Below are 11,184 nucleotides of genomic sequence, written 5' to 3' on the forward strand. Positions count from 1 at the left end.
CAACAGGCGCGAGAAAATATCATAGGCCCGCTCGCCCCGGCTGGTCTGTTCGACCACCATGGGCACAAGGTTGTTCATGTAATGGTCAATAGGATCGATCATAGCGGCCTGCCCCGAATACGAATGGCTGTTGTTCAACAGTCTTAGTGGTGGGTGGGGGGGGCTGCAAGGGCACGGGGCGCGAAATCGATGGACATGGCCGGGCCCCCGCCTAGCTTGCCCGCGATGACCGACCCGACCGAAAACACCCCACCCCCCGCGACCCGTACCCATGCGCTGGAACGGCTGCGCCGCTTCGTGCCGATCGCAGGGCGCGACTATGCCGCACGGCGCAATTACGATCTCGGCTCCCAGGGCCACCCCGATGTGTCGGGTCTTTCGCCCTATCTGCGCCACCGCTTGATCACCGAGCCCGAGGTGATCGCCGCCGTTCTGGGCCGCCATTCGGCCAGCACCGCCGAGAAATTCGTCCAAGAAGTCGTCTGGCGCACCTATTGGAAAGGCTGGCTGGAGATGCGGCCGCAGGTCTGGGCCGATTACCGGCAAGGGCTGTCGCGTGTCTTGAACGATGGTCGTCATGACGACCGCTTGGCCGCGGCTTCGGCCGGCCAAAGCGGGATCGATTGCTTCGATGCATGGATGGGCGAATTGGTCACGACTGGCTATCTGCATAACCATGCGCGGATGTGGATGGCTTCGATCTGGATCTTCACATTGCGCCTGCCGTGGGAAGCAGGGGCCGATCTATTCATGCGCCACCTGCTTGACGGTGATCCCGCATCGAACACGCTGTCATGGCGTTGGGTCGCGGGGTTGCAGACGCAGGGCAAGCATTACATCGCCCGCCCCGACAATATCACCCGCTATACCGAGGGCCGCTTTGCGCCCAAAGGTTTGGTCACCGATGCCGCGCCGCTTTCCGGCCCGCCGCATCCCCCGCGTCGCCCGTTGCCCGCCGATGCGCGCCCCGATCCGGGCCTGCCGACCGGTATCTTGCTCACCGAAGAGGATCTTTCGCCGGGCTTCTTGTTCGATGATGCGCAGGGCCCGATCTTGGGCCATGCAGGTTTGATGTCGGTGGCCGGTCGCTCGCCCTTGCCGGTGGCCGACCCTGTCACGGCGTTCACGCGTGACGCGATGATGGATGCGCGCGCACGGTGGTCGGGGCGCATGGGCGCGCCCGGCCCACTCAGCGATGATCCGGCCGTCATCGCCGCTTGGGCGGTGGAGCTGGGGCTGGGCCAGATCGTGACACCCTACGCGCCCACAGGCCCGACCATGAAGGCACTGAACATGTTGGAAGCGATGCTGTCCGAGGTCGGCATCACCCTGATCCGGCGCATCCGGTCCTACGATCAAGCGGCATGGCCCCATGCCACGGCCGGTTTCTTCCGCTTCAAGGAGCACATCCCGGCGCTGCTTGGCGACATCTTGCCGGACTCTGTGGATAAGTTGTGAGTTCATCTTGAAAATGAAACTTTTTGTCAAATTTGACCGTAAATCTGAGTATTCGAGTCGCATTTAGATAATTTTTCTAGAGCCGCTATTCCATCGCCGACCCGCCCGATCGGCCTTGCGCGCCGCGCCTCTTGGCCAAAGCCTTGCACAAACGCTGCAAATGATATGAATCGGTGCCAGCCCATAGGAGACCCGCCATGCCCGACGGACAAAACCGCCATTCCGGCCCCTCGCTCGCACCTTTCGACTGGGCCGATCCGTTCCACCTCGCCGCACAGCTGAGCGAAGAGGAGCGCATGATCGCCGAGAGCGCGCGGGCCTACGCGCAAGACAAGCTGATGACGCGGGTCACTGACGCTTATCTCAACGAGCGCGTCACCCCCGAGATCTTCGCCGAGATGGGCGAGATGGGCCTTTTGGGCGTCACCATCCCCGAGGAATACGGCGGGCTGGGCGCAGGCTATGTGACCTATGGCCTTGTGGCGCGCGAGGTCGAGCGGGTCGATAGCGGCTATCGCTCGATGATGAGCGTGCAATCGAGCCTCGTGATGTATCCCATCCACGCCTATGGGTCTGAGGCGCAGCGCCAGAAATACCTGCCCGGACTTGCCGCAGGCACGCTGATCGGCTGCTTCGGCCTGACCGAACCCGACGCGGGCTCGGACCCCGCAGGCATGAAGACCACGGCCAAGAAAACCGCCGATGGTTATGTGCTGAACGGCGCCAAGATGTGGATTTCCAACAGCCCCATCGCCGATGTCTTCGTGGTCTGGGCCAAATCCGAAGCGCATGGCGGCAAGATCCGAGGGTTCGTGTTGGAAAAGGGAATGAAGGGTCTGTCCGCCCCCAAGATCGGCGGCAAGCTGTCCTTGCGGGCTTCGGTCACGGGCGAAATCGTGATGAAGGACGTGGCGGTGCCGGAAGATGCGCTTTTGCCGGGTGTCGAAGGCCTCAAGGGTCCGTTCGGCTGCCTCAACCGCGCGCGCTACGGCATCGCATGGGGCGTGATGGGCGCTGCCGAGGATTGCTGGCACCGCGCAAGGGCATACGGGCTGGACCGGGTGCAATTCGACCGTCCCCTCGCCCAGACCCAGCTGTTCCAGAAGAAACTGGCCGACATGCAGACCGAGATTGCGCTTGGGCTACAAGCCGCACTGCGCGCGGGCCGGATGTTGGACGAGGGCAGCTGCGCGCCCGAGGTCATCTCTCTCATAAAGCGCAACAATTGCGGCAAGGCGCTGGAGATCGCGCGGGCCGCGCGCGACATGCATGGCGGCAACGGGATCATGGCGGAATACCATGTCATGCGTCATGCCCAAAACCTCGAAACGGTGAACACCTACGAGGGCACGCATGATGTGCATGCGCTGATCTTGGGTCGCGCGCAAACCGGGCTACAGGCGTTCTTCTGAGGCCGCTCAGCTTCCAAGCCGCACGGTCACGCTTTCGGGCGTGACCGTGCCGATCACCTCGCCCGCTTCCTCAACGGCCAGCGCTGCGGTGCTTTCGGCGAAGCGCTTGAGGATGTCGCGCACCGGCAGATCGGCGGCGATGCGGGGGCCCGCACCCGTCCCCGACACCATCACATCGCGCGCCGTCAGCACGCCCAAAGGGTTCATGTTGGACACGAATTCGGCGACATAGCCGTTGGCGGGCTTGGAAAAGATCTCGCGCGGGGTGCCGCATTGCACGATCCGCCCGCCCTCCATGATGGCGATGCGGTTGCCGATCTTGAAGGCCTCGTCCAGATCATGGCTGACGAAAATGATGGTTCGTTTCAGGTCGCGCTGCAGATCGAGCAATTCATCTTGCAGCTTGGAGCGGATCAGCGGGTCGAGCGCGGAAAACGGCTCGTCCATCAGCAAGATCGGCGCCTCGGTCGCAAAGGCGCGCGCCAGTCCGACGCGCTGCTGCATGCCGCCCGACAATTCGCCGACCAGCGCATCCGCGCGGTCCGATAGGCCCACCAGCGCCAACTGCCGCGTGACGCGCGCCCGGCGGTCGGCCTCGGGCGCACCGGCAAGTTCGAGGCCGAACCCCACATTATCGGCCACGCTGCGCCACGGTAGCAGGCCGAATTGCTGAAACACCATCGCAACGGCGGTCTGGCGGAGCTGGCGTAAACCCACCCCCCGCGCTTCGGTCACATTGACCATGGCATCGCCCACCCGCACCTCGACATGGCCGCGCACCACGGGGTTGAGTGCATTGACCGCGCGCAGAAGCGTGGATTTACCCGATCCTGACAGGCCCATCAGGACAAGGATTTCACCCTCCTCCACGCTCAGCGAGCAGTCATGCACGCCGAGGATCTGTCCGGTGGCGGCCTGTATCTCGGCGCGGTTTTCGCCGGCATCGGCGCGCGCGAGTGCCGGCGCGGGGGTATCGCCGAACATGATGCAGACCTCGTGGAAGCGGACGGCGTGGGTCATGTGGGGGATGTCTCGTAGCGCAGGATACCATCGACGCGGGGGGGCGCCCCATCAGAGGGATGGTTGATGCCGTCATTGACCGCGATTTCAGGCAGATCCCAAACCGAGATCCCTTTCAGACAGGCAAGGTTGACGCCGAACTGGTTGGGGTTCGACCGGCGTTGGTGATGGGTGTAGATCCCGCAGGTCGGGCAAAAGAAGTGCCGCGCGGTCATTGTGCCGAATTGGTAGAGCGTCAGCTTGTCCTCGCCCGACACAAAGGTGATGCCATCAAGTGCTGCCGAGACCGCCACCGCGCCGCGCATCGTGCAGTAGGAACAGGTGCAGCGCCGGGCCGATGACAGCCCGCCCGCCAGCGTCACGCGGAATTGTACACCGCCGCAATGGCAAGCGGCGTCGAAAGTCTCGGTCATCGGCGTTGCACCCTCAACAGACGATCCAGCAAGATCGCCACCACGACGATGATCAACCCCGCCTCGAACCCCAGCCCGGTGTTGACCTGATTGAGCGCGCGCACCACCGGCACGCCCAGCCCATCGGCACCCACAAGCGCCGCGATCACCACCATCGACAGCGACAGCATGATCGTCTGGTTAAGCCCCGCCATGATCTGCGGCGCGGCATAGGGAAGCTCGACCTTCCACAGCTTTTGGCGCGGCGTGGCGCCAAAAGCATCGGCCGCCTCGATCAGCGCAACTGGGGTCGAGGATATGCCCAGATGCGTCAGCCGGATCGGCGCGGGCAGCACGAAGATCACGGTGGCGATCAGCCCCGGCACCATGCCGATGCCGAAAAACACGATGGCCGGGATCAGGTAGACGAAGGTCGGCAAGGTCTGCATCAAATCCAGCACCGGCCGCATCGCGGCGTAAAGCCGGGGGCGGTGCGCGGCGGCAATGCCGATCGGCACGCCCAAGCCCATGCAGACCACGCAGGCCGCCATCACAAGCGTCAGGCTTTCGGTCGTTTCCTCCCAATAGCCTTGGTTGATGATGAACAACAAACCCGCCGCCAAAAGCGCGGGCATCCGCCAGCCGCGATGCAGCCGCCACGCCAGCGCGACGAAGATCACGCTCATCAGGATCGGATGCCAGTCGGGCGGATAGAGGTAATCGATCTCGGAGCGGCGCAGATCATAAAGCCAGCCGGTATTGGGCGGATCTTGCAACAGCGCAAGGATCACCTCGATCATGACCTCGAGCGCCAGCGCCATGGCATCGAACAAGCCCGATAGATTGTCTTGCAGCCAATCGAACCCCGCCTCGGCCGCGTCGCTGATGCGGATCTTGCATTCCGACAGGGCGCCAAGCGGCCCCATACCCTCGGGCCAGCCCTGATCACACTCGGTCAGCCATCGCAGCATGGGCGGTCATCCTTGGATTGGATCAAGCGGCGCAGACCGAAGCGCGCCGCTTGCCCGTTTCAATCTTGGCCGATCACATGCCCAGCGCAGCCGATACAGCCGCGCGCGCGTCGCCGCCGTCGATGGTGGTGACACCGTCAAGCCAACCCATGACCTGATCGGTGTTTGCCGCCATCCAAGCGGTGGCCGCATCGACCGGGTCTTCGCCATCATTCAGGATCGCGCCCATGATCTCATTCTCCATCGCGAGCGTGAATTCGAGATTGGTGAGAAGCTGGCCGACATTCGGGCAAGCCCCGACATAGCCCGCGCGCGTGTTGGTGAAGACCGTCGCGCCGCCCAGATCGGGGCCGAACCAGTCATCACCGCCAGTCAGATAGGTCAGGTCGAAATTGGCGTTCATCGGGTGCGGCTCCCATGCAAGGAAGATGATCGGCTCACCACGGTCCACCGCGCGCGCGACTTGGGCCAGCATGCCTTGTTCCGAGCTTTCGACCACATCGAATTCTGCCCCCCCAAGCCCAAAAGCATCCGCCGCGATCATATCCATGATCAGGCGGTTGCCGTCATTTCCGGGCTCGATCCCGTAGATTTGGCCTTCCAGCGCATCGGAGGCGCCCGCGATATCGCTGAAATCCGCAATCCCCATCGCCGCGCCATGCGCATTGGTGGCCAAGGTGTACTTCGCACCTTCGAGGTTCGCGCGCACCGTGTCGACAGTGCCCGCGTCGCGATATGGCGCGATATCGGCCTCCATCGTCGGCATCCAATTGCCCAAGAACACGTCGATATCACCCGAAGCGAGCGAGGTATATGTCACGGGCACCGACAGAACGAGTGTCTCGGTCTCGTAGCCCAAAGCTTCCAGCACGACAGAGGTCGCCGCCGTGGTCGCGGTGATATCGGTCCAGCCGACATCCGAAAAGCGCACGGTGTTGCAGTCGCCATGCCCGCCGGCCAATGCCGCTCCGGTGCTCAGGCCCAATGCAAGCACGCTACAAGCGGTACGGTTGATCAAGGTCATTTGCGGTTCTCCCTGTTGCGGTCGTTTGTTGATTGACCAGTCAATTAAAATCCGATCTTCTGCGGTAACGCAACCCTAAGGAGTATCCGATGCCGCGCATAGGTATGATGGCACTGCGTAAAGACGCACTTGTCAACGCCACGATCGGCGAGATCGGACGAAAGGGCTCACTGGATGTGACCATGGGCCAGATTGCAAGCGCGGCAGGCGTGTCATCGGCGCTGGCGCATCATTATTTCGGCTCCAAGGATGAGCTTTTCCTTGCCGCCATGCGGGCGATTCTGTCGGAATTCGGCGCCGAGGCGCGCCGCGCCTTGGCGCATGCAAGCACACCGCGCGCGCGGCTTTCGGCCCTTGTGCAGGCCAGTTTCGGGGGGCGGAATTTCCAGCCCGAGGTGGTCGCGGCTTGGCTCAATTTCTACGTTCTGGCCCAGACACAACCACAGGCCGCGCGCCTTTTGCGAGTCTATCAATCGCGGCTCGAGTCGAACCTGACCCATGCGCTGCGCCCGCTCTGCGCCGACCCCGGCAGCGTCGCGCGCACCACTGCGGCACTGATCGATGGTGTCTATATCCGTCACGCCTTGACCGAAGCTGGCCCACCAGACCCAAAAGATGCCATCGCGACCCTTGAGGGGTATCTCGGCCTTGCCACAGGACATGGCGCATGACCCATCCCAACATCCTGATCGTGATGGTCGACCAGCTGAACGGAACGCTCTTTCCCGATGGACCCGCCGATTGGCTGCATGCGCCCCATCTCAAGGCATTGGCCGCACGCTCGGTGCGTTTCGCAAAGACCTACACGGCCAGCCCGCTTTGCGCGCCGGCGCGGGCCAGCTTCATGTCGGGGCAATTGCCGTCGCGCACCGGCGTTTATGACAATGCCGCCGAATTCGCCTCCTCCATCCCGACCTATGCCCACCATCTGCGCCGCGCGGGCTATCAGACCTGCCTTTCGGGCAAGATGCATTTCGTCGGCCCCGACCAGCTCCACGGCTTCGAGGAACGGCTCACGACCGACATCTACCCCGCCGATTTCGGCTGGACCCCCGATTACCGCAAACCCGGCGAGCGGATCGACTGGTGGTATCACAACATGGGCTCGGTCACCGGCGCGGGCGTGGCCGAGATCACCAACCAGATGGAATATGACGACGAGGTGGCCTTTGCCGCCGAGCAAAAGCTCTACGATCTCGCACGGGCCAAGGACGGCCGGCCCTGGTGCCTGACCGTCAGCTTCACCCATCCGCATGATCCCTATGTGGCGCGGCGCAAATACTGGGACATGTACGCCGATTGCGCCCATCTGCAGCCCGACGTGCCCGCCCTGCCCTATGATGATCACGACCCGCATGCACGCCGCATCTTCGACGCGAATGACTGGCGCAATTTCACCATCACCGAGAATGATATCGCCCGGTCACGCCGCGCCTATTTCGCCAATATCTCGTATCTCGATGACAAGATCGGCAGCATCCTCGACGTGCTCGACCGCACAAGGCAGGAGGCCATCGTGGTCTTCGTCTCGGATCATGGCGACATGCTGGGTGAGCGCGGGCTGTGGTTCAAGATGAACTTCTACGAGGGTTCGGCCCGTGTGCCCCTGATGATCGCGGCACCGGGCATGGCGCCGAGGGTAATCAGCGATCCTGTCTCGACCATCGACCTCTGCCCGACGCTGTGTGATCTGGCGGGCGTGTCGATGGCCGATGTGATGCCCTGGACCGATGGCGAAAGCCTTGTGCCCCTGACCCAAGGTCGCCCACGGACAAGCCCCGTCGCGATGGAATACGCCGCCGAGGCCAGCATCACGCCGCTGGTCGGCCTGTGCCAAGGGCGGTGGAAATACACCAACTGCGCCGCTGATCCCGAGCAGCTTTTTGATCTGGACGCCGATCCGCAGGAATTGGCGAACCTTGCCGATGATCCGACGCACGCCAAAACGCTGGAACATTTCCGCCTGATCGCGGCCAGCCAATGGGATCTCGAAGCCTTCGACGCGGCTGTGCGCGAAAGCCAAGCGCGCCGCTGGGTGGTTTATGAAAGCCTGCGCAACGGCGCCTATTACCCGTGGGATTTCCAACCGCTCCGCGCCGCCTCCGAGCGCTTCATGCGCAACCATATGGACCTCAACGTGCTTGAGGAAAATCAAAGATTTCCGCGGGGCGAATAGCCCCAAAAACACAAGAAAGGGGGGAATGATGCTCGCCCAACCGCAAGCCAGCCATTTCGTGAACGGCGCCTATATGGAAGATGCCAAGGGTGCAGCCATGCCCGTCATCTTCCCCGGCACGGGCGAAACCATCGCACAGGTGCATGAGGCCACGCCGAAGGTGATCGAGGCGGCCCTTGCCGCCGCGAAAGCGGCCCAAGGGCCTTGGGCGGCCCTGATGCCCGTCGAACGCGGCCGCATCCTGCGCCGCGCCGCCGACATCATCCGCGCCCGCAACCGCGAATTGTCGGAACTGGAAACCCTCGACACCGGCAAGCCGATCTCGGAAACGCTGGTGGCCGATGCCACCTCAGCGGCCGATGCGCTGGAGTATTTCGGCGGGCTTGCGGGCACGCTGACAGGCGAACATGTGCCGCTGGGGGCCGATTGGGCCTATACGATGCGCATTCCCTTGGGCGTCTGCGTGGGCCTTGGCGCGTGGAACTACCCCACCCAAGTGGCCGCATGGAAAGCCGCGCCCGCGCTCATCTGCGGCAATACGATGGTGTTCAAACCCAGCGAGCAGACGCCGCTTTGCGCCTTGAAACTGGCCGAGATTCTGATCGAAGCAGGCGCACCGCCCGGTGTCTTCAACGTGATCCAAGGGGCGGGAACCGTGGGGCGCGCATTGGTCGAGGATGCGCGTGTCGCCAAGGTCTCGCTGACCGGGTCGGCGGAAACGGGCAAAAAGGTCTATGCCGGAGCGGCGGCGCAGATGAAGCATGTGACGATGGAACTGGGCGGCAAGTCGCCCTTGATCATCTTCGATGATGCCGAGCTTGAGTCCGCCGTTTCAGCTGCGATCAACGCCAATTTCTTCGCCTCCGGACAGGTCTGTTCCAACGGCACACGGGTCTTCGTGCAACGGGGGATCAAACCGGCCTTCCTCGACCGCCTGGCCGCCCGCGTCGCCCGCGCCGTGATCGGCGACCCGCGCGATGAGGCCACGACTTTCGGCCCGATGGTCAGCGAGGAACAGTTGCAGATCGTCTTGTCCTACATCGCAAAGGGCAAGGCCGAGGGCGCGCGGCTGGTCGCGGGCGGTGCGCGCCCCGACCGGCCCGGTGCCTTCATCGCACCCACGATCTTTGCCGATGTCACCGACGAGATGACCATCGCACGGGAGGAGATTTTCGGCCCTGTCATGTCGGTCCTCGATTTCGACACAGAGGACGAGGTGATCACCCGCGCCAATGCCACCGATCTGGGCCTGTCGGGTGCCGTCTTTACCCGCGACCTGACGCGCGGCCACCGCGTGGTGCATGCGATCGAGGCGGGCTCGGTCTGGATCAACCAATATAACCTGACGCCTGTCGAGGTGCCTTTTGGCGGGGTCAAAGGGTCGGGCGTGGGGCGCGAAAATTCGCGCGCCGCGCTCGAGGCCTATTCACAACTCAAGACCGTCTATGTCGGCATGACCCCGGTGGAGGCGGCCTATTGATGCCCGGATCAATGGAAGCCGATTACGTCATCGTCGGCGCGGGTTCGGCGGGCTGCGCCATCGCCTATCGGCTGGCCGAGGCGGGCAAATCGGTGATCGTCGTGGAACATGGCGGCACTGATTGGGGGCCGTTCATCAACATGCCCGCCGCCCTCTCCTACCCGATGGGTATGTCTCGCTATGATTGGGGCTACGAAACCGAACCCGAGCCCCACATGAACGGGCGCGTCATGGCCTGCCCGCGCGGCAAGGTTCTGGGCGGCTCCTCCTCGATCAACGGGATGATCTATGTGCGCGGGCATGCCCGCGATTACGACACATGGGCCGAGATGGGGGCCGATGGCTGGTCCTACGCCGACGTCCTGCCCTACTTCAAACGCGCGGAAAGCTGGCATGGCGATGCGGGCGATCCGGCCTTTCGCGGCGCGAGCGGCCCGCTCCACATCACGCGGGGGCCGCGCAAGAACCCGCTTTTCGACGCCTTCATCCAAGCGGGCGCCAACGCGGGCTATGGCGCGACCGATGATTATAACGGCCAGCGCCAAGAGGGCTTCGGCGCCTTCGAGATGACCGTCTGGCAGGGCGAGCGCTGGTCGGCGGCCAAGGCCTATCTGCGCCCCGCGCTCAAAACCGGGCGCTGCAGCGTGGCGCGCGGACTGGTCGAAAAAATCGAGATCACCGATGGCCGCGCCACGGGCGTGCGCCTTGTGGGCGGGCAGGTGATCGCCGCGCGCGCCGAGGTGATCTTGTCGGCGGGCTCCATCAATTCGCCGAAGATCCTGATGCAAAGCGGCATCGGCCCCGCCAGGCATCTGGCAGAACACGGCATTCCCGTGATCGCCGACCGCGCGGGCGTGGGCGCGAACCTGCAAGATCATCTGGAGCTATATATCCAGTTCGCCGCCACCAAACCCGTCAGCCTAGCGCCCTATTGGTCGCTCTGGGGCAAGGCACTGGTGGGTGCGCAATGGCTTTTCACCCGCAAGGGCCTTGGCGCGTCGAATAATTTCGAGGCCTGCGGCTTCATCCGCTCGCGCGCTGGTATCGACTACCCCGATATCCAGTATCATTTCCTGCCCATCGCCGTGCGCTATGACGGCAAGATGGCGGCGAATGGCCACGGGTTTCAGGCCCATGTGGGGCCAATGCGCTCGAAAAGCCGGGGCAGCGTCACCTTGCGCTCGGCCGATCCGCGCGATGCACCACGGATCTTGTTCAACTACATGTCCCACCCCGATGATTGGCTGGAAT

Annotated in this window: 10 protein-coding genes and 1 pseudogene; 6 read left to right on the forward strand and 5 right to left on the reverse strand. The window is 63.5% G+C overall.

Annotated features, from left to right (window positions below; all coding sequences use genetic code 11):
* A pseudogene (gene clpP / locus ACTG4J_RS12125) lies at nucleotides 1–102 on the reverse strand (ATP-dependent Clp protease proteolytic subunit); the annotation flags it as partial.
* Nucleotides 103–225: 123 nt separating this feature from the next.
* Between clpP and ACTG4J_RS12130 the strand changes: the two are divergent.
* Nucleotides 226–1,458: an FAD-binding domain-containing protein gene (locus ACTG4J_RS12130; RefSeq protein WP_439139862.1), complete on the forward strand. Its 1,233-nt coding sequence runs from the start codon at nucleotides 226–228 to the stop codon at nucleotides 1,456–1,458.
* A gap of 197 nt (nucleotides 1,459–1,655) precedes the next feature.
* Nucleotides 1,656–2,870: an acyl-CoA dehydrogenase gene (locus tag ACTG4J_RS12135; protein WP_439139864.1), complete on the forward strand. Its 1,215-nt coding sequence runs from the start codon at nucleotides 1,656–1,658 to the stop codon at nucleotides 2,868–2,870.
* A 6-nt stretch (nucleotides 2,871–2,876) separates the two neighbouring features.
* Here ACTG4J_RS12135 and choV read toward each other — a convergent pair whose 3' ends face one another.
* The 4 genes from choV to choX all read right to left on the reverse strand — a co-directional run bounded on the left by choV (nucleotide 2,877) and on the right by choX (nucleotide 6,277).
* Nucleotides 2,877–3,890, reverse strand: a complete 1,014-nt coding sequence (gene choV / locus ACTG4J_RS12140; RefSeq protein WP_439139866.1) for a choline ABC transporter ATP-binding protein — start codon at nucleotides 3,888–3,890, stop codon at nucleotides 2,877–2,879.
* Nucleotides 3,887–4,303, reverse strand: a complete 417-nt coding sequence (locus ACTG4J_RS12145) for a GFA family protein (protein ID WP_439139868.1) — start codon at nucleotides 4,301–4,303, stop codon at nucleotides 3,887–3,889. Before ACTG4J_RS12145 ends, choV begins: the two co-directional genes overlap by 4 nt.
* Complete coding sequence (gene choW / locus ACTG4J_RS12150) at nucleotides 4,300–5,253, reverse strand: choline ABC transporter permease subunit (RefSeq protein WP_439139869.1); 954 nt, start codon at nucleotides 5,251–5,253, stop codon at nucleotides 4,300–4,302. The genes ACTG4J_RS12145 and choW overlap by 4 nt, the downstream gene beginning before the upstream one ends.
* A gap of 73 nt (nucleotides 5,254–5,326) precedes the next feature.
* Entirely contained in the window at nucleotides 5,327–6,277 is a 951-nt protein-coding gene (gene choX / locus ACTG4J_RS12155) for a choline ABC transporter substrate-binding protein (protein WP_439139871.1), read from the reverse strand.
* A gap of 89 nt (nucleotides 6,278–6,366) precedes the next feature.
* Between choX and betI the strand changes: the two genes are divergently transcribed.
* The 4 genes from betI to ACTG4J_RS12175 all read left to right on the forward strand — a co-directional run.
* Nucleotides 6,367–6,948: a choline-binding transcriptional repressor BetI gene (gene betI, locus ACTG4J_RS12160; RefSeq protein ID WP_439139873.1), complete on the forward strand. Its 582-nt coding sequence runs from the start codon at nucleotides 6,367–6,369 to the stop codon at nucleotides 6,946–6,948.
* A complete protein-coding gene (gene betC, locus ACTG4J_RS12165; RefSeq protein ID WP_439139875.1) occupies nucleotides 6,945–8,453 on the forward strand; it encodes a choline-sulfatase in 1,509 nt (502 codons plus the stop codon). Before betI ends, betC begins: the two co-directional genes overlap by 4 nt.
* Before the next feature lie 28 nt (nucleotides 8,454–8,481).
* Nucleotides 8,482–9,933 (forward strand): betaine-aldehyde dehydrogenase, encoded by a 1,452-nt coding sequence (betB, locus tag ACTG4J_RS12170; RefSeq protein ID WP_439139877.1) that lies wholly within the window; start codon nucleotides 8,482–8,484, stop codon nucleotides 9,931–9,933.
* A gap of 11 nt (nucleotides 9,934–9,944) precedes the next feature.
* The coding region (locus ACTG4J_RS12175) for a choline dehydrogenase (protein WP_439139879.1) at nucleotides 9,945–11,184 on the forward strand (1,240 nt) is incomplete at its 3' end.

Source organism: Roseicyclus sp., from assembly GCF_965662675.1.
Classification (GTDB): Bacteria; Pseudomonadota; Alphaproteobacteria; order Rhodobacterales; family Rhodobacteraceae; genus Roseicyclus.

Bases quoted from the DNA above. Each gene is read 5' to 3' on its own strand.
- ACTG4J_RS12130 (WP_439139862.1), top strand. From the start codon at position 226: ATGACCGACCCGACCGAAAACACCCCACCCCCCGCGACCCGTACCCAT.
- ACTG4J_RS12135 (WP_439139864.1), top strand. From the start codon at position 1,656: ATGCCCGACGGACAAAACCGCCATTCCGGCCCCTCGCTCGCACCTTTC.
- choV (WP_439139866.1), bottom strand. From the start codon at position 3,890: ATGACCCACGCCGTCCGCTTCCACGAGGTCTGCATCATGTTCGGCGAT.
- ACTG4J_RS12145 (WP_439139868.1), bottom strand. From the start codon at position 4,303: ATGACCGAGACTTTCGACGCCGCTTGCCATTGCGGCGGTGTACAATTC.
- choW (WP_439139869.1), bottom strand. From the start codon at position 5,253: ATGCTGCGATGGCTGACCGAGTGTGATCAGGGCTGGCCCGAGGGTATG.
- choX (WP_439139871.1), bottom strand. From the start codon at position 6,277: ATGACCTTGATCAACCGTACCGCTTGTAGCGTGCTTGCATTGGGCCTG.
- betI (WP_439139873.1), top strand. From the start codon at position 6,367: ATGCCGCGCATAGGTATGATGGCACTGCGTAAAGACGCACTTGTCAAC.
- betC (WP_439139875.1), top strand. From the start codon at position 6,945: ATGACCCATCCCAACATCCTGATCGTGATGGTCGACCAGCTGAACGGA.
- betB (WP_439139877.1), top strand. From the start codon at position 8,482: ATGCTCGCCCAACCGCAAGCCAGCCATTTCGTGAACGGCGCCTATATG.